Origin of the sequence: Chitinimonas sp. (assembly GCF_036568685.1) — a bacterium.
Classification (GTDB): Bacteria; Pseudomonadota; Gammaproteobacteria; order Burkholderiales; family Chitinimonadaceae; genus Chitinimonas.
Genome location: NZ_DATCSC010000051.1, coordinates 80,977 through 100,711, shown reverse-complemented (window position 1 = coordinate 100,711; position 19,735 = coordinate 80,977). Strand labels below are relative to the sequence as shown.

The 19,735-nt window shown below is 61.0% G+C and carries 17 protein-coding genes; 10 read left to right on the top strand and 7 right to left on the bottom strand.

The features are described from left to right. From VIM95_RS08745 to VIM95_RS08735, 3 genes are all read right to left on the bottom strand, one after another. Nucleotides 1-1,971, bottom strand: a 1,971-nt coding sequence (locus VIM95_RS08745; RefSeq protein WP_331984676.1) for an Ig-like domain-containing protein, incomplete at its 3' end; no start/stop codon positions are given. Between the two features lie 167 nt (nucleotides 1,972-2,138). Then, entirely contained in the window at nucleotides 2,139-3,734 is a 1,596-nt protein-coding gene (locus tag VIM95_RS08740) for an acyl-CoA ligase (AMP-forming), exosortase A system-associated (protein WP_331984674.1), read from the bottom strand. A gap of 144 nt (nucleotides 3,735-3,878) precedes the next feature. Beyond that, nucleotides 3,879-4,616, bottom strand: a complete 738-nt coding sequence (locus tag VIM95_RS08735) for a hypothetical protein (protein WP_331984672.1) — start codon at nucleotides 4,614-4,616, stop codon at nucleotides 3,879-3,881. Nucleotides 4,617-4,796: 180 nt separating this feature from the next. On the opposite strand from VIM95_RS08735, the gene VIM95_RS08730 reads away from it, so the two are divergent. From VIM95_RS08730 to VIM95_RS08700, 7 genes are all read left to right on the top strand, one after another. Beyond that, a complete protein-coding gene (locus VIM95_RS08730; protein ID WP_331984670.1) occupies nucleotides 4,797-5,042 on the top strand; it encodes an acyl carrier protein in 246 nt (81 codons plus the stop codon). 17 nt (nucleotides 5,043-5,059) lie between these two features. Continuing rightward, the gene (locus tag VIM95_RS08725; RefSeq protein WP_331984668.1) at nucleotides 5,060-5,875 is read left to right on the top strand and encodes a hydrolase 2, exosortase A system-associated; all 816 of its coding nucleotides are present in this window, start codon (nucleotides 5,060-5,062) and stop codon (nucleotides 5,873-5,875) included. Beyond that, nucleotides 5,872-6,735 (top strand): hydrolase 1, exosortase A system-associated, encoded by an 864-nt coding sequence (locus VIM95_RS08720; RefSeq protein ID WP_331984666.1) that lies wholly within the window; start codon nucleotides 5,872-5,874, stop codon nucleotides 6,733-6,735. Before VIM95_RS08725 ends, VIM95_RS08720 begins: the two co-directional genes overlap by 4 nt. Further along, the gene (locus tag VIM95_RS08715; RefSeq protein ID WP_331984664.1) at nucleotides 6,732-7,967 is read left to right on the top strand and encodes a glycosyltransferase; all 1,236 of its coding nucleotides are present in this window, start codon (nucleotides 6,732-6,734) and stop codon (nucleotides 7,965-7,967) included. The genes VIM95_RS08720 and VIM95_RS08715 overlap by 4 nt, the downstream gene beginning before the upstream one ends. Nucleotides 7,968-7,979: 12 nt before the next feature. Then, nucleotides 7,980-9,452 (top strand): lipopolysaccharide biosynthesis protein, encoded by a 1,473-nt coding sequence (locus VIM95_RS08710; protein ID WP_331984662.1) that lies wholly within the window; start codon nucleotides 7,980-7,982, stop codon nucleotides 9,450-9,452. 122 nt (nucleotides 9,453-9,574) lie between these two features. Next, nucleotides 9,575-10,531 carry a transglycosylase SLT domain-containing protein gene (locus VIM95_RS08705; protein WP_331984660.1) on the top strand — a complete coding sequence of 319 codons (957 nt, stop codon included), beginning with the start codon at nucleotides 9,575-9,577 and terminating at the stop codon, nucleotides 10,529-10,531. Nucleotides 10,532-10,557: 26 nt separating this feature from the next. Further along, nucleotides 10,558-11,352, top strand: a complete 795-nt coding sequence (locus VIM95_RS08700) for a serine protease (protein WP_331984658.1) — start codon at nucleotides 10,558-10,560, stop codon at nucleotides 11,350-11,352. Here VIM95_RS08700 and VIM95_RS08695 read toward each other — a convergent pair. The 4 genes from VIM95_RS08695 to VIM95_RS08680 form a co-directional block, all read right to left on the bottom strand. Then, a complete protein-coding gene (locus VIM95_RS08695) occupies nucleotides 11,349-12,467 on the bottom strand; it encodes a nucleotidyltransferase family protein (RefSeq protein WP_331984656.1) in 1,119 nt (372 codons plus the stop codon). The genes VIM95_RS08700 and VIM95_RS08695 overlap by 4 nt on opposite strands. Next, nucleotides 12,464-13,378: an HprK-related kinase A gene (locus tag VIM95_RS08690; protein WP_331984654.1), complete on the bottom strand. Its 915-nt coding sequence runs from the start codon at nucleotides 13,376-13,378 to the stop codon at nucleotides 12,464-12,466. Before VIM95_RS08690 ends, VIM95_RS08695 begins: the two co-directional genes overlap by 4 nt. Next, nucleotides 13,365-13,655, bottom strand: coding sequence for an HPr-rel-A system PqqD family peptide chaperone (locus VIM95_RS08685; protein WP_331984652.1), 291 nt, complete (start codon nucleotides 13,653-13,655; stop codon nucleotides 13,365-13,367). The genes VIM95_RS08690 and VIM95_RS08685 overlap by 14 nt, the downstream gene beginning before the upstream one ends. 117 nt (nucleotides 13,656-13,772) lie before the next feature. Further along, on the bottom strand, nucleotides 13,773-14,351 hold the full coding sequence (locus tag VIM95_RS08680) for a hypothetical protein (RefSeq protein WP_331984650.1): 579 nt from the start codon (nucleotides 14,349-14,351) through the stop codon (nucleotides 13,773-13,775). Between the two features lie 447 nt (nucleotides 14,352-14,798). On the opposite strand from VIM95_RS08680, the gene VIM95_RS08675 reads away from it, so the two are divergent. From VIM95_RS08675 to VIM95_RS08665, 3 genes are all read left to right on the top strand, one after another. Further along, nucleotides 14,799-15,491 (top strand): hypothetical protein, encoded by a 693-nt coding sequence (locus tag VIM95_RS08675; protein WP_331984648.1) that lies wholly within the window; start codon nucleotides 14,799-14,801, stop codon nucleotides 15,489-15,491. A gap of 12 nt (nucleotides 15,492-15,503) precedes the next feature. After that, complete coding sequence (locus VIM95_RS08670; protein WP_331984646.1) at nucleotides 15,504-17,960, top strand: hypothetical protein; 2,457 nt, start codon at nucleotides 15,504-15,506, stop codon at nucleotides 17,958-17,960. Nucleotides 17,961-18,540: 580 nt separating this feature from the next. Next, nucleotides 18,541-19,704 carry a TIGR03013 family XrtA/PEP-CTERM system glycosyltransferase gene (locus VIM95_RS08665; RefSeq protein ID WP_331984682.1) on the top strand — a complete coding sequence of 388 codons (1,164 nt, stop codon included), beginning with the start codon at nucleotides 18,541-18,543 and terminating at the stop codon, nucleotides 19,702-19,704. Nucleotides 19,705-19,735: the final 31 nt, after the last annotated feature.

Here is a 19,735-nt window from a genome sequence, read left to right as displayed (position 1 = left end):
GTCGGCGGCCGTGGCGCTCAGGGTGACCAGGGCCGGGGCGGTATAGCTGGTGCCACCGGCCGGGGCGGTCAGGCTCACCGTCGGGGCTGCGTTGCTGGCCGTGCCGACCGTGACCGCAACGGCCGAGGAGGTGGTGCTTGCGCCCAGGTTATCCACGGCCACTGCCGTCAGGCTGTAGCTGCCAGCGGCCACATTGCTCCAGCTGATGCTGTACGGCGCACTGCTGTCGCTGCCGATCAGGGTGCCACCGGCGTAGAAGTCCACCCGGGCTATCGTGCCATCACTATCGCTGGCACTGGCCGAGACGGTGATCGCTGCCGGGGCGGTGAAGCTGGCACCGGCCGAGGGGGCACTCAGGCTGACGGTGGGCGCGGCATTGCTGCCGCCGGTCACCGTGACGGCCACCGGGCTGGAGGTCGTGCTGCCACCCAGGTTGTCCACGGCCACGGCGGTCAGGCTGTAGCTGCCGGCGGTGCTGGCATTCCAGCTGATGCTGTACGGTGCGGTGCTATCGCTGCCAATCAGCGTGCTACCGGCATAGAAATCCACGCGTGCCACGGTGCCATCACTATCACTGGCGTTGGCGGAGACGGTAACCGTCGTTGGCGCGACAAAGCTGCTGCCTGCCGCAGGTGCGGTCAGACTGACGGTGGGCAAGCCACTGGCCGCCGGTGGCGACCAGCCTACCGGCTTATAGAACCAGACATTGCCCTGGTTGGCATCCTCGAGCGCGATGAAAACGTCCAGGTTGGGGACATACTTCCACTTGCCGCGCACGCCACCCGAGGTGAGCAGCGCGGGAGGAACGGTGGCAGATGTCGGCGCGGCCGCCTTCTGCATAGTCCAGCCTGTCAGCGCCATGGTCTGAGGCCCCTTGAGCACCCAGACATCAGGCCCACCTTGCCAGAGCAGATACTGGTCACGGACCGGGTCGTAGTCCAGACCATAGTTCGAGGTCATGGAAAAACCACCGGTCAGATCGGTGGGGAAGAGGCGCTGGTCCTTGTTGGTTGGGCCGGCGGTCGAAAGATCCCAGAAGGTAAATGGCGTCGGGTCTACCCCCGTGGCCAGGAAGATATTGCGTACCGGGTCATAGGTACCCGCGGCTGGGCCGGGCGTGACCCAGTAGGTCCCGACCTTCTCCATCGTATCCTTGCTGGGGTCATTGACATCCACCACGGTGTACTTGAAGAGATTGGTATCGGTCCCGCCACCGGGGCCGTAGCCGCCGATGTAGACCACGTCATGGCCGTTCTCCTGCTTATAGCCGGATACACCATTGACGAAGGACCCTGGCATGGAGGCTGCCGGATAGCGGTTGAAGATGTCCCGGTTGCTCCACATCTGGCCACCGACGATCTCGGGGTGCGGCGCCACACGCTGCACATGCGAACCGGTCAGGCCACCCACCTTGTTCGGGTCAGCCCGGTTGGGATCGAAGAAATAGGGACCGGTCTTGCGGGCGCTGCCAGCCGGGTCCTCGACCATATAGGGGCCACCAGTATTGAAGGACGCGCCACCAAAGACCAGGAAGCGATCTGCAATCGGCAGGTAACTATTGTTGTCGTAGGTATGGGCGGCGATCGGCGAATTGAACGGCCCGTCTATGGTCTGGTGAAAGCCCAGCGGGTTATAGATCACTTCACTGGGTAGCGAGGCACGCTCCCACAGCTGGGTAGCGCCATGCCAGCGATAGACGTCATTACCCGGCGAATTGGCATGCCCGCCGCCATAGATGATCAGGTCGCCGCGATTCGGGTCCCAGGCAAAGCCACTCCAGGCATTGATGATGGTAAAAGGCGTCGGGTTGGATGAGCCATACAGCGGGCGCAGGTCTGCCGGCGTCCACACATCGGAATAGAGATTGAGGTTGACCTTGACCCAGCCCCCCTCAGGCACTGCTTCGAGCTGTGTACGCAGATTGGTCAGAGGCGCATTCTGGCTACTCGCCCACAGGGCGGTACAAGCCAAAGCGGTCAGAGCTAGCGTCCGGGCCCAGAGGCGCCCCCCGCGTTGGCTGCGACCTTTGTCCAAGCAAGCCGGCACGGGCAAATCGGTAGCTTCGACGGCTTCCCTGTCGTGAAGCGCGTTTTTTATTGTTTGCATCATGAAATGGCCCTCCCAAGGCCAGCAATTTGCTAGGCCGGGCTCATCTGAAACTCGGTGGATAGGGTCTTGCGATCAATCTTGCCGTTCGGATTGCGCGGCAGCGGTCCCTCGCGGAACTCGATCTGAGTCGGCACCATATAGGCCGGCATATGGACACGGCACTCCGCCAGCAGGGCGGCTTCATTCACCGTCTCTGTAGCGCGGGTCGCAATCACGCAGATCGCCTGGCCCAGGGTGTCATGCGGCACACCGAAGGCTACGCACTCACCGACCAGCTTGGTCGCATACAGAATTTCCTCCACCTCGGTCGGGCTGACGCGATAACCCGACGTTTTCATCATTTCATCCCGCCGGCCGATGAAGTAGAGGAAGCCCTCTTCATCCATCCTGACGGTGTCGCCGGAAAAAACGGCCAGTTCCGGCAATACCAAGCCGGGCTCTCGCCCAGGGATGCCGGTAGGTAGCGGCTTGTAACGCTCCGCTGTTTTTTCGATATCGTTCCAGTAACCCATGCCAACCAGGGCGCCTCGATGTACCAGCTCACCCGGCTCATTGGGCGCACAGGGACTGCCGTCCTCACGCAGGACCAGAATCTCGGCATTGGGTATGGCCTTGCCGATGGAATCCGGCCGACGGTCCACCTCCTCGGGTGGCAGATAGGTCGAGCGAAAGGCCTCGGTCAGACCGTACATGAGGTAAGGCTTGCTCTTGGGCAAACGGCTACGCAACGCGGCCAAGGTCTCGCGCGGCATGCGGCCACCCGTATTGGCAAAGTAGCGCAGGTGCTCGGTAATACCGGCCGACCACTCCAGCTGCGAGAGCTGGATATACAGTGGCGGGACCGCCGTCAGGCCGGTCACCCGCTCGTTTTCCAGCGCCTTGAGCACATCGCGGGGCAAGAGATAGTTCAACAGGACGACCCTGGCGCCACTATGGAAAGCGGTCGTCAACTGGCTGAAGCCGGCATCAAAGGACAGGGGCAGGGCGGCCAGCAATGTGTCTTCCGGCCGGTTTTCGAGGTAGCTCGCCACACTCTTGGCACCCGCCACCATATTGCGGTGAGACAGGACCACTCCCTTGGGGCGACCGGTACTACCCGAGGTATAAAGGATGGCCGCCATGTCCACATCGATCAACCGATGGCCAGTAGCTTGTGGCGCCGCCATGAAACTCGCCCAGTCGTGCCCAGCCAAGCCTTCCGGCACCGCCGGCGCAACCGATCCGGTCGTGACCACGTGGCGCAGATCGGGGCACTGCGACAAAACCGGTAGCAACTGGATCAGCCGCTCACTGGAGGTGACCAGCAGGCGGACATTGCAGTCCTGCATGATGTACATCGCCTGCTCTGGCTTGAGAAGTGGGTTAAGCGGCACGAATACGCAACCGGCCTGGGTCGCCCCAAAGCTCGCGATTACCGTCTCGAAACGCTTCTCAAGATAGATCGCAACCCGCTCACCGCGTTGTAGGCCCAAGGCCAACAAACCGTTGGCAAACTCGACGACGGCGCGCTGCAGCGCCTCATAGCTCAGCGTGTCCTTGCCATAGCTCAAGGCGGGCGCCTCGGGGCGTGACTCCGCGGAGAGGGCAATCAATTCAGGAAGCAGGGCGGCGTTCTTTGCAATCATGGCAATGTCGGCAATGAAGTGAAATGCGCCATAGGCGCAAACTAAATAAGCAATGGTTAAATCAGGGCAGGATTTAACCGATTTTCCCGATTCATTCTATCGAGTTGAAAAAGTAAAGATTGTGAATAATTCCATAATCTTCCATTAACTGCCGCCCTGCCGATGGGCACTGGGCAGGGGCAGATGGATTTGCGGTGGGGATAAGTCAGAAATACTCAGATGCAGATAGGGCCAATGCGGCAGGAAAGACAATTGCAGTCGGCCTAAAACCACGAAAACCAGGCTATGACATTTGACTACACCTAGACGACCATGGGCTGACAGTGATTCGGCATTGAAAGCCGATATACGGCTGAACGTCCATGCAACACCCTGGGCCGCCAGGCGCGCATCGGCAGCCTGCCAGAGCCTGGCCATGGTGCGTCCCAGACGAAAGCGCGGCTCTACATAGACATCGAAATCCCAAACGCTGCGCATCGGGTCCTGCAAGATGAAGCGGCAACGTACCTCGTCTTCGTCATAGGCTTGGCGCGCCAGCCACAGATAGCCCGCAAAGCTACCCTTGACCTCCGCAGTCAGACACTCGGCACCAATCGCAAAGCGTTGCTGGATAATGGCTGCAGGGCGCGGAAACACTGGCACCAGTGGGTTGCCCGGCCCGGCCGGAGCAACCACCGTAGCAGGGTCGGCACGCACGGCATCGAAGGCACCGGCACCTACCGGCTGGGCAACGATGTGGTATTTCACCAACCTGGCCCGCCCGCCGCTCAGCCGCTCCAGCAACCGGCTGCACAGATAGAGCCCGCCATCCAGCCAGCCCAGTCTATGCACCGCATCGGCGAGCGCCCGCCGGATCCTGCCCTGCTGCTGTCCCTCACTCATATTCCCGGCCGCCCCTCGATGGCGCCGGTGAATGGGCCATGTTTATTCATTAGCTATTGTTAATTCTTTATGGTGGTAAAAGTATCGCACGAAATTTGTGGCAAAGAGCCCGTATAATCGCCATCACCAATAACCGCCGTTATTAGGCAATATTTGAATACTCTTAATAAGAGGGGACTTATGGATATAAAACAGGAACTACTCGCCATTCTCGATGAAGTGCTCAGCCTCAAGGGTCGAGCCCAGACTTTCGACGAGAATACTGCGCTGCTCGGCGCGATTCCCGAACTGGACTCCATGGCAGTGGTCGCACTGATCACCAGCCTCGAAGACCGCTTTGGCATCACCGTCGACGACGACGAGATCGATGGCTCGGTCTTTGGCACGGTGGGCACCCTGATCGACTTCATCCGCGGCAAGCTATAAGACCGGCCAACGCCATCATGGCCCTGGACGCTTTCTACCTGGACACCCCCGCTGGCCAGTGCCTCTGTCTGCACCACGCGCCACCCAAGGACAGCCTCGTGCATGGCACAGTTGTCTACGTCCCACCGTTTGCCGAAGAAATGAACAAGTCCCGCCGCATGGCGGCGCTACAGGCACAAGCCTTGGCCAGGGCTGGCTACGCAGTACTGCAGCTCGACCTCTACGGCACCGGCGACAGCGCTGGCGACTTTGCCGACGCCAACTGGAATGCCTGGCTGCAAGACTTGGCACGAGCTTGTGACTGGCTAGGGGAGCACTACCCCGGCCAGGAGCGCTGGCTATGGGGGCTGCGTACGGGCTGCCTGCTCGCCGCTGCAGCGGCGGCCGGCCAGGCCGAACCCGTCCACCTCTTGCTATGGCAGCCGGTATTTTCGGGCAAGCAGTTTCTGCAGCAATTTCTGCGGCTCAAGAGTGCAGGCGATATGCTGACGGGCGAGAGCAGGGGAGAGAATCCTCGCGAGCAGTTGGCCCGCGGCGAGTCGGTCGAGGTGGCTGGCTATACGCTCTCGCCCGCCTTGGCAGCGGGCCTGGAACAGGCGGAGTTGGTGCCGGACGGGCGCGGTCGTGTCGTCGTGGTCGAAATCAGCAGCCGTACCGAGCCTGGTTTGTCCCCTGCAACGGCATCGCGGCTGGAAAAATGGCGCGCAGCCGGCTTGGCAGCGGAAGGGCTACCGGTCAACGGGCCCAGCTTCTGGCAGACCACCGAGATAGAAACCATCGCCACGCTCTGCGAGGTCAGCCTGATGGCATTGGGCGAGCAGGTGGCGGCATGAACCTACGCGAACAGGCGGTCCTCTTTCCCTGCGAGGGTGAGCAGCTGCTGGGCATGCTCGCCAGCCCATCGTTGCCGAGGGACTGCGGCGTACTGGTGGTGGTCGGCGGGCCACAGTACCGCGCCGGCAGCCATCGCCAATTCCTGTTGCTGTCGCGCCACCTTGCCGCAGCCGGTTACGCCACCTGGCGCTTTGATTATCGGGGCATGGGTGACAGCGGCGGTGAAAGTCGGAGCTTTGAATCGGTCAGTGCAGACATTGCCGCGGCGCTGGATGCTTTCCAGGCAGCTTGTCCGTCGGTACAGCGGGTGGTGATCTGGGGCCTGTGTGATGCGGCATCGGCCGCGCTTCTGTACTGGCAGGAAAGACAAGACCCGCGCATCTGCGGTCTCAGTCTGCTCAACCCCTGGGTACGCAGCGAAGCCACCCAGGCGCGTACACAAATCAAGCACTACTACCGGCAAAGGCTGCTACAGGCTGATTTCTGGAAGAAGCTGCTGCGCGGCGGGGTGAACTGGGGTTCGGCTGCTGCCAGCCTGTGGTTCGCCATCCGGCGGCTGCATCGCCCGGCGCAGCCAGCCAGCCAAGTGGCAGGTCGGCCATTTCCGGAACGGATGGCCCAAGGCTGGGCGCAATTCCCCGGGCCGCTACTGCTCATACTCAGCGGTCGCGACTACACCGCCAAGGAATTCCTCGAATGCACGGCCAGCGAACCGGCCTGGTCCGGCCTGCTGCTGCAGGACAAGGTCAGCTGCCACACCCTGGCCGAGGCTGACCATACCTTCTCCACCGCAGCCTGGCGGGCCGAAGTCGAGTCCCTGACCCTCAACTGGCTGCAAACCTTCCTGGACAAGGCATGAAACGCATCCTGATGATTGCGTACCACTTCCCGCCATTGGCGGGTAGCAGCGGCATCCAGCGCACCTTGCGCTTTGTACAGCACCTGCCCGAACTTGGCTGGCAACCTATCGTACTGAGCGCCGATCCGCGCGCTTACGAGAAAACCAGTGACGACCTGCTGGCGGACGTACCGACAGGCACCGTGGTAAAGCGTGCCTTTGCACTCGACACCGGACGTCACCTGACCATCAAGGGGCGTTATCTGGGCTGGATGGCGCGGCCGGACCGCTGGATCAGCTGGAAATTCGCCGCCATCCGCGAAGGCATGCGGCTGATTGAGGAATACCGACCGGATGTGATCTGGTCGACCTACCCGATCGCCACCGCCCATGTGATCGCCGCCGAACTGCAACGCCGCAGCGGCTTGCCATGGGTGGCCGACTTCCGCGACCCCATGGCGCAGGACGACTACCCTACTGATCCCAAGACCTGGCACAGCTATAAGCAGATTGAGGAAGTGGCCCTGCAAAGGGCGCGCCACGCGCTCTTCACCACGCCCAGCGCCGCCCGCATGTACCGCGAGCGCTACCCACAGGCGGCCAGCCGCATCAGCGTGCTGGAAAATGGCTTTGACGAGGAAAGCTTCCCGCCTGCCTCCGCCGTGGGCCGCCTGGCCGGCGACGCACCGGTGACGCTGCTGCACAGCGGCATCATTTACCCGTCCGAACGGGATCCGACCCAGCTCTTTGTCGCACTCGGGCGTCTGATCCGCAGTGGCCAGCTCGGCCGCCAGGATCTGCGCCTGCGGTTCAGGGCGGCAGTACATGACGAACTGCTGCGCTCTTTGGCCGCCGAGCATGGCGTGAGCGAGCTACTGGAGATCTGCCCCAGCGTGCCTTACAAGGAAGCCCTGCAGGAGATGATGACCGTAGACGCACTACTGGTCATGCAGGCTGCCAATTGCAATGCCCAGATCCCCGCCAAGATCTATGAATACCTGCGCGCCGGCAGGCCCATCCTGGCGCTGACCGACCCGGCGGGCGATACCGCCGGCGTGTTGCATGCTGCCGGGCTGGATGCCTTGGCGCGGCTCGATAGCGCCGAGGAAATCGAGGCCCTGCTGCCACGTTTTTTGGCCGAGCTACGTGCCGGCCAGGTTCGCCTACCCACGCCAGAAGCCGTGCAACAGGCCTCCCGACGAGGCCGCTCCACCTCTTTCGTCCAATTATTGGACCAGATCGCCACTCAATAGGAAGCTCGCCACATGGCGGATGTGCAGCAAAAAATGGCCCGCGGCATCATCTGGATGGTCGCCGCCCGCTTGATGGACCGCAGTATTGGCGTTGTCAGCACCCTGATCCTGGCGCGCCTGCTGGTACCGGGCGACTTCGGTCTCGTCGCCATGGCCACCGCCATCGGCGGCGTACTCGACCTGCTCGGCGCCTTCAGCTTTGAGCTGGCGCTGATCCAGAACCAGCAAGCCGGACGCTCGGAGTACGACACGGTCTGGACCTTCAATGTCCTGTTTGGCCTGTTCTGTGCGCTGGCCCTGGTTGGCCTGGCCTGGCCGGCAGCCGTCTTCTACAACGAGCCCAGACTGTCGGCGGTGATGTGTGCCTTGGCACTGGCCTATCTATTTGGCGGGCTGTCCAACGTCGGCGTGGTCAATTTCCGCAAAGACCTGAACTTCCGCGACGAATTCCGGCTGTTGTTCCTGCGCCGCATCGTGACATTCGGCGCAACCGTGGGTGGCGCACTCTGGTTCCACTCTTACTGGGCTCTGGTCACCGGCATCATTGTCGGCCGCATCGTTGGCGTCATCGCGAGCTTCCGCATGAGCGACTATCGCCCGCGGTTATCACTATCCGCCTCCCGCGAGCTATTCCACTTTTCCAAGTGGCTGTTCCTCAACAACACCTTCCAGTTCTTGCAGGGAAACGGTTGCAATTTCATCATCGCCAAGCTCTACGGTGCGACCGGTGTTGGCATCTTCTCGGTTGCCTACGAGATATCAAACCTACCGTCCACCGAACTGGTCGCCCCCATCAACCGCGCCACCTTTCCCGGCTTCTCCAAGATGGCAGACCCGGCCTTGATCAGCGCGTCCTACCTCAAGCTGATGGGTATGATCGGTTTACTCATTCTGCCGGTAGGCCTGGGCATCGCCGCCGTGGCCGACCCACTGGTCCGTGCCGTGCTTGGGGACAAATGGCTCGATGCGGTGCCACTGATCCAACTGTTGGCCGTCTACGGCGCCATCACCGCCACGCAGACCAACAACAGCGTGGTCTGGATGGTGATGGGGCGCACCCGAGAGGTCACCATCATGACCGCCTTCTTCCTGCTCATACTTGGGCCGGGGCTGTATTACTTCCTGGGGCGTTACGGGGTGATAGGCGCAGGTTATGCCTACCTGCTAGCCCATGTACCGACCGTGCCGGTAGCCATGCGGCTGACGCGCGGCATGCTGGGCTTTCGCTGGCGTGATCTGAGTGCCGTGCTTTGGCGTCCAACCCTGGCGGTACTGGTGATGTACACGAGCGTGCGTGGCTTTGACCTGCACCTGGCTGCACACAATCCCTGGGTCAGGCTCTTTGTCGAATCGGCCTTTGGCGCCGTAGTCTACATGGGCGTGTCGCTGGTGCTTTGGCAGGTGGCAGGCCGTCCGCAGGGGGCAGAAAGCTTCTGCCTCGGCAAAGTCAGTGCCCGACTGAAACTGGGTGGACAACATGGCTGAAGCCAGCCGCTCGCCGGCATGCCGCGACCAGATGGGCAGGCCTATACTGGAACGGCCTGACGCTTGCGGCATCTACCGCAGCCCATCCGAACGGCCAGGCACTTAGACCAGGATGTCAGGTCATGCCTTGTGCACCACCCAACATCAAGCCGCACAGTCCAGGCACCGGGATTGGTACCGGCGCCGCTCAACCCCGCGGAGGACTGGCCGCGCTGCTGGTGGGGCTATTCGTCACGATCAGCTCTCCGGCCCGTGCCGACGGGGGGCCTGGGGCCGAACAGCTACGCCTTACTGCCTTGGCACTTGAGCATGGCGAAGGCGTACCGCGAGATGCCAAGAAGGCTGCGGAGCTGTATTGCCAGGCCGCCAAGCTAGGCGATGCCGAAGCCCTCTACAACCTGGGCTGGATGTACGCGAACGGCCGAGGGCTGCCAAGAGATGATGAGCTCGCCGCTTATCTGTTTGGCGCTGCTGCGGCGCAGGGGCACCAGGCATCCTTACGCATGCTGCGCTTTCTCGGCCATGCCGAGGCGCGCCAGCCCGAATGCCTGCGGCCACCCATGCAGTGGCAGTCTGATGAATCCGAGGACGACATTGAGGACATCCTGCTCACCAGCACCGAGCCTCAGAAGAAAATCATCGGCCTGATCCAGCGGCTGGCGCCCGAGTACGGCGTCAAGCCGAGGCTGGCCATCGCCGTCATCAAAGCGGAATCGAACTTTGATCCGGTCGCCGTCTCGGACAAGAACGCCCAGGGCCTGATGCAGCTGATCCCGGATACCGCCATCCGTTTCAATGTGAGCAAGCCTTTTGACCCCGAGCAGAATGTGCGGGGCGGTCTATCCTATCTGCGTTGGTTGCTGGCCTATTTCCAAGGCAATGTCGCCTTGGTCGCTGCCGCCTACAATGCAGGGGAGGGGGCCGTGGAGCGCTTCAAAGGCGTACCGCCATACCCAGAGACGCGGGACTACGTCAAACGCATCATCAATGTCTACCAACGTGTCGAGCACCCTTTCGATGCGGCGGTCACACCGCCGTCGCCGGAAATGCCCCGCATACAGAGCGCCAAGTCCCTGTAGGGGCGCGCCTTTCAAGAGGAAGTCCAATGCAAGCCAGTCCGCGAGCCTATATCCGACGAGCCCATAGCCTGCTCGTGGTTCTGATCCTCCTGCCGCTCACCATCACGGCCATCGCCGCCGAATCGCTGCCCGACTTGATAGACCGGGTCAAACCCTCCATCGTGGTGGTCGGCACTTATCAAAAGACTCGTAGTCCCGCCTTCATCATGCGGGGAACCGGCTTTGTCGTTGGCAACGGCAACCAGGTCGTCACCAATGTGCATGTAGTTCCGGAGTTGCTGGATACGGGCAACGGCGAGAGCCTGGCAATTCAGCTGGTATCGGGCTTTGCCGGCTCGCAGTTGCGCCTGGCCAAGAGCGAGGTGCTCGACGACATCCATGACCTGGCGCTGCTGAAATTCGAGGGAGATGGCCTGCCGCCCTTGCCACTCAATGGCGGGGCGACCGCGCGGGAAGGGCAGGCGATCGCATTTATCGGCTTTCCCATCGGGTCGGTCCTGGGCCTGAGCCCGGTCACCCATCGCGGCATCGTCTCGGCGGTTACGCCCATCGTACTCCCCAGCCCAACGGCACAGCAGCTCAACGAGAAGATGATCCGCCGGATCAAGACCGGCAGCTTTCCGGTCTACCAACTCGACGCCACCGCCTACCCTGGCAATAGCGGTGGGCCGCTGTTCGACCTCGACAAGGGAGAGGTGATCGGCATCATCAATATGGTCTTCGTCAAAGGCACCAAGGAAGCCGTACTGAGCCAGCCCTCAGGCATCAGCTTCGCCATGCCGTCCCAGTACCTGCAGGAACTATTGCGCAGCGCGCGTTAAGGCTGCGCCCCCTGATCCTCGGCCCGCGATTCCTGAACTGCCGTCTCCTTGACCAGTGCCTTGCGAGTCAGGTGCAGCAATAGCAGCGGCAAGGGCATACGCAGCCAATGGGAACGGACATAGAGCAGCCACCGAGCCAGACCGGTCCAGCGATCAGCACAGCTGGGGTGATTCGGACGTAGGGCGCGCAGCATGCAGGCATCCATCAGCCAGCCGGTCACCGGACCAGGCCCACCTTGCGTCTTGGCCGCGGCCATGACTTCGCCAGGCACCGGCGTACCCAATATCAGGCTGGCATAGTGCAGGGCATAGTAGAGCGGTCGCACCAAACCTACTTGCACCGCCCGCGGCACCAGGGCCGACCAGAAATCCGCCTGCAGACCAAAGTGCCGCAGCAATCCATCCAGATCCAGCAAGTCGCGCAAGCCATTGTCGAACTCGCCCTCATGGAACAGATGCGTGGCGCTATGCAGCACCATATCCATTGGCGCCAGCACGGCAACGCCCGGCATCCCTGGCACTGGCACGGCCGCCGCCAGCATGGCGGCCGAGTTGGCCCGGATACGTGCTGTCTCAGGCAGGATGGCATGATGGACGTCTATCACGGTGCCACGACGCACATGCAGCATGGGCGGAATCTCATGCATCCATTGCCGGTAGTAGCGCTGGTAGTAGGCATCGTGATGGCTGCTGATCCAGCCATGGAGCATCAGGGCCGACTCGGCATCTGCGATCTGCGCCCGCGGCAAGAGGATATCAACGTCAGAGAACACCCGCCCCTGCGCAACGGGCAGGTTGGCCATGACATAGGCCGCCCCCTTGAGCAGTACCAGTGGCACACCACTTTCTTGCAAGGCGGCCTGTATGCAACTGACCTCCCAGCGTATGGCCACCTCCTGCTGGCGGGCGATCACCGCAGCCGCCTCCAAGTGGGCTCTGGCCGGCGCGAATAAATACTCACTACCTTTACGCCCCTGCAGCAACAGCGCCAACCTGCTCAACACATTGGCCCGTCGCCCTTGCCGCACCAACAAGTCCCACTGCCCAGGGCTGAATCGCTCAAGCGAAGCCGGCTCCAGCAAGCCCTGCAATATCAGATCATTCGGCCTGCTCATTGCGGAATCCCCGGCAATTGCTCAAACGCCTCGATTGCTTCCTCCAGGCTGCCATAGGCAAACTCATGGCATGTGCAACGGTCGATCAAGGCCGTCAGCGCCTCAAAACCGCGGCGACCGTGGATGCCATAGTTGAATGCTTCGTCAGCCACCCGCATGGCCGAGTGTGTCTTGTCGGCCGGCACAAAGGCTGCCGGCGCGTCGGCCAGATAGCGGGGGAATACGATATGGGCGGGCAGGGCGGCTTCCCGGACCCGGGATACACTCTCCGCGGGCGGGCCAAGCAAGGCAACGGTACCCTTGACGGTATCGTTGACGGGATCGCTCATGGCGGCGCCCGGCTGAAATCGCCGTATAACCTCAATGGAACGATTCTTCAGGTTGATCGGCCGGGCCATGCCGTGCACCAAGCCCGTTTCCATATGCACGAGCGCAAGCTCATCGGAGAGCAGCCGCCAGCCGCGGCTGACCAGGCCGGCACACAGGGTGCTTTTACCCGAGCCAGGTGGAGCCGGCATGATGATGGCCCGACCGCCTCGTTCGATGACCGCGGCGTGCAAAATCAGGAATTGATGGGCGTGTGCAGCTATGCACCAGTTCAACCCCCATTCGAACATGGGGTAGGCCTGGTCCTCAGGCAGCGGCTTGAAGGCCTGCTTGCCATCGAACTCAAAGCTGACCTGCGGCCTGATCCAACGGCGCAGACCACGCCCTGGCCGCAAGGCAATATGGAAGTCTGCAAAAGCGTCGGCCTCCTGCACCGGGAAGTGCGCATACAATTTTCCCAGCGCGGTGGCGACAGCCGCCTGTGGTGCCCTTATGCGGACCACAAAGGGGTGCAGGTCGAGTAACAATGTACCGTCGCGCAGGCGACGGGCCAGCTCGTTAAAGGGCAGATCAGCGATCTTCAAGCGGAACCAGGCGGACAAGGCCGATGGCGCGCAAATTTAGCAGCGCTGCCTCGGCCAGGGTTGAGGCCGCCTGCTGATCTGGCAAGACAAAGGTCTCATCCAACCAGCGCTGCAGAGCGGGCAAATCGAGTCCGGACTCACCCAGCCGACCGACCAGCGCGGTCGCTACAGGGTCCAACATATGGGTGTCGCCGGAGCAGGTATCGAACACCAAGGCCTCTTCCTCCCACACATGCAGGAGAAAGCGGCCGGAAGGTTCCAAGATATAAGCGAGCATCGGGTCCAGAGCACGACGAGTATCGTCAACGGGACCGATGATACACACCGGCGAGTGCCACTCTCAATCCGTGACGCCACCCAGGACGGGCGGCGCAACGCCAGGAAGGCCGGCGGGTTATTTGGAGTACGCCTTGGTCATGTCTTTGGGCGTACCCAGCATCCAGGTTGCATCCAGATACTGTTGGATCTGGGTCTGGGTCCAGGTCGTGCTGCTACCGAATGGCTTGTAGGTCAATTTGGCCATGGACTGCAGATCGGTCATGGTCAGGCACTGGGTAGGAATGTAGTTGGCCTTGATATTCAACGCTGCCGTGACCAGATCCTTCTGGAACTGGACAGTAAGGTCACAGATTTTCACGTCGACACCTCCCGGGAAGAGCTGCCAGAACTTCATGGTCCTGCTGCAGCCACTGGGGAAGGTGACATTGGGTTGCATCCAATCCGAGTACGATTTGGATTGGGTGAATGCATAGGCATTACGGTTGAGTTGGCTACCGGTCAGCGAACCATGTGCAGACGGCGATTTGCAATGGCAGGCCAGAACCGAAGGGCTGGACAGGGTCAGGACGGCAGGAACGCCGACCGCCAGACCACCCTTGATAAAGCGACGGCGCGATTCGGTAGGAGCCGATGACTCAGGCAGTCCCATGCGCTCGGGCTTACTGGGGTTTTCATCGGAGTGGTTGATGCTCATGGAATTCTACCTTGATCGAAATCGCATCCTGTTGACCGTCACACCCAACTCGCACTAGTCCTGCAAGCGGGGGCTTTGCGACGACCCATTCTAATCTCTCTAACTACTTGGCGCGGCATAAAGACGGACACCTCACCAACTGCAAAGCACGATCCATACCCTACCGCAAAATTAAACAACAAGCCATTGATAAACATGGAAAAACGAGGGCATAGGGCACTCAAAAAAGCCCCCCAATTTGGTCAATTGTAAAAAAATCCGACAAATCAAATCAGACTATCGATTAACTAATTAGCGATAGTTGATGCAAATAGCGACCACACTAACCCGTCGGGCTATCACTGTGATATTTATAACAAGAGCGGCGACATGCCGAGGCCGCGAATGGCCCAGCGGCCAGCCGAGCAAGACGCGGTGTTTCCAGCTTTCGTAGGGAGGGATTACGAGGTGGCAAGAATTTGGTGTGTCATCCTGGCATTGGGCCTGACCATTGGCTGCGCCCAGGCCTATGAAGAGTGCGGCCCGTTGGCCAATGCCTACGGCCCCTTTGACTATCGGACCGATCAGGACAAGATCGCGGTGGTCGAGCAGTACCACTTCACCCCGCCGGTAGAAAACCTCAAGCGCGGTGCAACCGGCGTTATCGGCGCTGACCTTGATTACACGCTGCGAGCCGTGCCCAACCATCACCGCGCGCTGATCGCCATGGTGCGCTGGGCCGAGCGGCTGAAGACCGAACACACCCCCGGCGCAAACTACACCGTCAAATGCTATCTGGAACGCGCCCTGCGGTTTCGACCCGAAGACAGCATGGCAAGGCTGATCTACGCCAACTATCTGACCAAGCACGGCCAGAAGGAGGAGGGAGTCAAGCAGCTCGAAGCTGCTCGCGAGAATGCTGGCGACAATGCGAACATCCAGTACAACCTCGGTCTGGCTTACTTTGAGCTGGGTGATTACACCCAATCCCTTTCCCACGCCCAACGTGCCTATCAGCTCGGCTTCAGCCTACCCGGCCTGCGCAACAAGCTGCAAAAAGCCGGTAAATGGCGCGAGCCCGAACCACTCAAGCCAGACGCGGATGCCCAACCCACCACGGAGGCAAGTCCGGCAGGCAACCCGCCTGCGGCGGGCCAGTAGCCCTACCGCCTCATGTCACAGCGACCGCCAGAGCAACACTCCCTTGCCAGCCGCGGCATCGCCGCGGTGATGGCCCTGGCCAGCCTCGTTGGCGGCCTGGGCATCGCCGCCCATCATCCGCTTTCCGCCGACACCGCCCTGGTGCTCGTACTGACATGGAGCCTGGCTTGCGCAGCCTTGCCCAGACTTTGGCTGTTGATCGTCCCGGCGCTGCTGCCCTTGATCGACCTTGCCCCTTGGAGTGGCTGGCTGACATTTGAGGAATTCGATCTGCTGTTGCTTGGCGCGGCAGCGGGGGCATATGCCAGACTGGTCGTGCAAGCCAGGCAACCTACCGCCAGCGCCAACTGGCGCACTCCCAGATTGGCCCTGCGAAGCAAGCTGCTGCTCAACGCCCTGTTGATCAGCGCCCTGGTCGCCCTGTATCGGGGCGTGCTCGATGCTGGTGGCTTGCAGCTGGGATGGTTTCAAGGCTATGACGAGGCACTCAACAGCCTGCGGCTACTCAAGAGCCTGCTCTTTGCGCTATTGCTGAGCCCGCTCTTACGCTGGGAACTGGCGCGGGATGGCCGCGGCGTGGCCCGCTGGCTAGGCGGAGGCTTGATCCTGGGCCTGGCAGGGGCGGGCTTGGCCGCAGTGTGGGAACGGGCAGCCTTTCCCGGGCTGCTCGACTTTTCAAGCGACTACCGGACCACCGCCTTGTTCTGGGAAATGCATGTCGGCGGCGCCGCCCTGGACGGTTTCCTGGCTCTGACCCTGCCTTTCGCGCTTGACGCCGTGCTGCGCACCCGTAGCAAGCTGCGTTGGCTGTGGCTGGCCGCAGTTCTGTTACTGAGCATCTATGTCTGCCTGACCACCTTCTCCCGCGGCGTCTACCTGGCAGTAGGTACTGCACTGGTGGTGCTCGTCCTTTGCCAGCTACGCAATCGCAACGCCCCGCAAGCACGCCCTCCCGTGCGGCGACTGCTGTTCGGCGGCATCCTGCTTGCGCTCACCGTGCTGGCCATGCAGCTGGTGTTCAAGAGCGGCGGCTATCGCGCCATGCTGGCCGTGTTGGCGGTTGTCCTGCTCAGTCTGCCGCTCGGCAGCAGCACCAAGGCCGGCAAGCCTGGAGACTGGATGGCAGGCGGGCTCGCGGGCCTGCTGCTGGGTCTATTGGGGGGCTTTGCCGCCGGCCTTGTCAGCAAGGGACCATATCTGCTCTTTGCGCTCGCCCTAGGCGCAGCGCTACTGGCGCAGACCATGTACAAGCTTCGGTCCACCCGCCTTTGGCAGGTGGCTTCCATCGCCACCTACGGCTGGACCGTGGTACAGGCCGCCATGGTGGCTTGGCACTGGGGAGGCGATGGCGCCTTGCTCGATACCTCTCTCACCTTGATCGGTTTGCTGCTGGTACTGTTCTGGCAGTTGAAGACCAGCTCACCACTCTGGCCCAGCCAATTGCAAGGGCAGGGGGCCGTGTTCGGCGTGATTATGCTGATCTCGGGTACGATCGCGGTGCTCAGCGGCGGCGGCTATATGGCAGGGCGCTTCTCGACCAGCGAGCGTGATATGGGTGGCCGCCTCCAGCACTGGAGCAGCGGACTCAGTCTCCTGCACAGCGATGGGGATTGGCTGCTAGGCAAAGGTCTGGGGCGTTTTCCTGCCAACTATCTGTACGGTGCCAGTGACAATGAATTTCCAGGCAGCTATCGCATCAACAATGAGCACGGCAACGCTTATCTGACCCTGGCCGGACCTCGGCACATCCTGGGATTCGGCGAATTGTTCCGCATGGCGCAGCGTGTACCGGTCCAACATGGTGGCGCCTATACAGCCAAGCTCGATGTACGTGTGAAGGAAGAGACCACCCTGCACGTCGAGGTTTGCGAGAAGCAGTTGCTCTACAACGCAGGTTGCGCACTGCAATCTCTGGCCTTGAAGCCAGACCCTGGTAGCTGGCGAACGCTGACTTTAAGGCTCGACGCCACGAACCTCGGCGGGGGGCCGAGCTATGCTCCCCGGCTGGCATTCTTTTCCATCGCTGTCGACACCCGGGGCAGGGTAATGGACATCGACAATGTGCAACTGCTCGATGCTCAGGGGCGCTCCTTGCTGGGCAACGGCGACTTTGCGCGGGAGATGGCCCACTGGTTCTTTACCAGCGACAGGCAGCACTTGCCCTGGCATATCAAGAACCTGTTCCTGAACGTGCTGTTCGACCAAGGACTGATCGGCCTGGCGCTCTTTCTCTGCCTCCTGGTTGCAGCCGGTTGGCGCCTGCTGGTCGGCGACGCCCGCAGCCACCCACTGGCGCCGGCGCTCGCCGCCTCGCTACTGGCCTTTCTGGTTGTCGGGGCGTTTGACAGCCTGCTGGACGTGCCTCGGGTCGCCTTTCTGTTCTATCTGCTGCTGATGCTCGCCCTTTATCTCCCCGCACCCCGTCCGGGCCGGCCATCCGCTCCCGTCGCAACGGGTGGAGCCCGATAATTATCTGCCTCATGATCCGTGGAACCCGTTCCACTGATCACTTGGTAATTTTTACAAAAATTATTTTGCTGCCCAGCGCACGCCATTTCTGAAAATGGCAAATAGTTACCCACAGAATGTTAGAGAAATCTAACACTTTAATTTATCCGACATATTTCGCCACTATTGTCCGGAGCCGATGCAGTATCAATGACTTGAAACATCAGTTTTACCTAATCAATTAATGCACTTCTTTAAATTACATGACAATCAATGACATTGTCATAATGAATTTACGTTCAGATACTTGCGGTATGGGTTTTTAGGCAATTCTTAACAAGAAATGAGCTTTGACGGCGCCAGTGGGATGGCTATCATCGCTGGAAAACGAATGGCTTTCCGGCAATACAAAGTCGCCGGTCACCGCCAATTCGAGGGAGAGCGTGGCAGGACGCAGCAAAATTGGGCTCAAGGCCCCAGTCCTGCTCATACCCCATATGGGGGATGGTAATTTCGCCGATAATCGAAGATAAATCGCCCGCCTTGAAATTTAATAACATCGGGCATTTTAGATTATTAGCTAACAATGATTGTGGCCGTGATGGGAAATCTTGATTCTGTCTCACGTCAAACCAGCACCGCGACCGATAAGGTTCATGCCCGGGTCGCGGCCTCCACTTACAACCGCAGCAACGTCAGCTTTCTGTCGCCGGTGGCCAAGACCAAGGTTCGCCAGGCAGGGCGCCCCATGCACGGGGAAAGCAGCACACCACGTCGCCCCCGGGGTTTGCTGACCCACCGGGTCATGATCTTCGGCGCCGGTGCCGAGGCTGAATCGGTCGGCAAAGTGTTGAGAAAGTCCGACGCTGGTGTGCAGATCGTTGGCTACTATCCCAGCCCCACCTGTACCGATATCCGCGTTCCCACCCAGAATACCTTGTCGCGTGACATGTCGTTGTCTGACACCGCCCACGCACTCAAGGTCAATGAAATCATTGTTGCAGTCCGCGAGCGCCGTGGCGGCATCCTGCCCCTGCGCGAGCTGCTTGATTGCAAACTCTCCGGCATGCGCGTGCTCGATCTTGCAAGTTACTTCGAACGCTCGCTGGGGCAAATCCGGATGGACTCGCTAAAGGCAGGCTGGCTGATCTTCGGCGATGGCTTTCGCCAAGGCTGGGCGCGTACGCTGGTCAAGCGCACCTTTGACATCGTCGCCTCCAGTCTTCTGCTGGCTCTGGCGCTGCCTATCATGCTGATTACCGCCATGCTGATCATGCTGGAAGACGGTATGCCCATACTCTACCGGCAGGAGCGCGTCGGCCTGGGCGGCCGGTTGTTCAATGTGATCAAGTTCCGCAGCATGCGGGTAGATGCGGAAAAAGATGGCCGACCACGCTGGGCTACTGCCAATGACGACCGCGTTACCCGCGTCGGCCGCGTGATCCGCAAGCTGCGTATCGACGAATTGCCGCAGCTCTTCAGTGTGCTGGCGGGCGATATGAGCCTGGTTGGCCCTCGCCCGGAACGTCCTTATTTCGTTGATCAGCTGACTCGTGACATTCCCTTCTATGCGGTTCGCCATAGCGTCAAGCCAGGTGTTACCGGCTGGGCGCAGGTGAACTACCACTACGGCGCCTCGGTAGACGACTCCGTTCAGAAACTGCAGTACGACTTGTACTACGTGAAGAACCATACGCTGCTGCTTGACTTCAATGTGCTGGTCAAGACCGTGGGTGTGGTGTTGACGGGGAAAGGCGCCCAGTGACATGAGTGGTAGTCGAAGCGCCTCGAAGAAG

Coding starts and splice junctions, on each gene's coding strand:
- VIM95_RS08730 (WP_331984670.1), top strand. CDS start 4,797: ATGGATATAAAACAGGAACTACTCGCCATTCTCGATGAAGTGCTCAGC.
- VIM95_RS08665 (WP_331984682.1), top strand. CDS start 18,541: ATGGGAAATCTTGATTCTGTCTCACGTCAAACCAGCACCGCGACCGAT.
- VIM95_RS08740 (WP_331984674.1), bottom strand. CDS start 3,734: ATGATTGCAAAGAACGCCGCCCTGCTTCCTGAATTGATTGCCCTCTCC.
- VIM95_RS08710 (WP_331984662.1), top strand. CDS start 7,980: ATGGCGGATGTGCAGCAAAAAATGGCCCGCGGCATCATCTGGATGGTC.
- VIM95_RS08680 (WP_331984650.1), bottom strand. CDS start 14,351: ATGAGCATCAACCACTCCGATGAAAACCCCAGTAAGCCCGAGCGCATG.
- VIM95_RS08715 (WP_331984664.1), top strand. CDS start 6,732: ATGAAACGCATCCTGATGATTGCGTACCACTTCCCGCCATTGGCGGGT.
- VIM95_RS08720 (WP_331984666.1), top strand. CDS start 5,872: ATGAACCTACGCGAACAGGCGGTCCTCTTTCCCTGCGAGGGTGAGCAG.
- VIM95_RS08700 (WP_331984658.1), top strand. CDS start 10,558: ATGCAAGCCAGTCCGCGAGCCTATATCCGACGAGCCCATAGCCTGCTC.
- VIM95_RS08670 (WP_331984646.1), top strand. CDS start 15,504: ATGTCACAGCGACCGCCAGAGCAACACTCCCTTGCCAGCCGCGGCATC.
- VIM95_RS08705 (WP_331984660.1), top strand. CDS start 9,575: ATGCCTTGTGCACCACCCAACATCAAGCCGCACAGTCCAGGCACCGGG.
- VIM95_RS08695 (WP_331984656.1), bottom strand. CDS start 12,467: ATGAGCAGGCCGAATGATCTGATATTGCAGGGCTTGCTGGAGCCGGCT.
- VIM95_RS08735 (WP_331984672.1), bottom strand. CDS start 4,616: ATGAGTGAGGGACAGCAGCAGGGCAGGATCCGGCGGGCGCTCGCCGAT.
- VIM95_RS08725 (WP_331984668.1), top strand. CDS start 5,060: ATGGCCCTGGACGCTTTCTACCTGGACACCCCCGCTGGCCAGTGCCTC.
- VIM95_RS08685 (WP_331984652.1), bottom strand. CDS start 13,655: ATGCTCGCTTATATCTTGGAACCTTCCGGCCGCTTTCTCCTGCATGTG.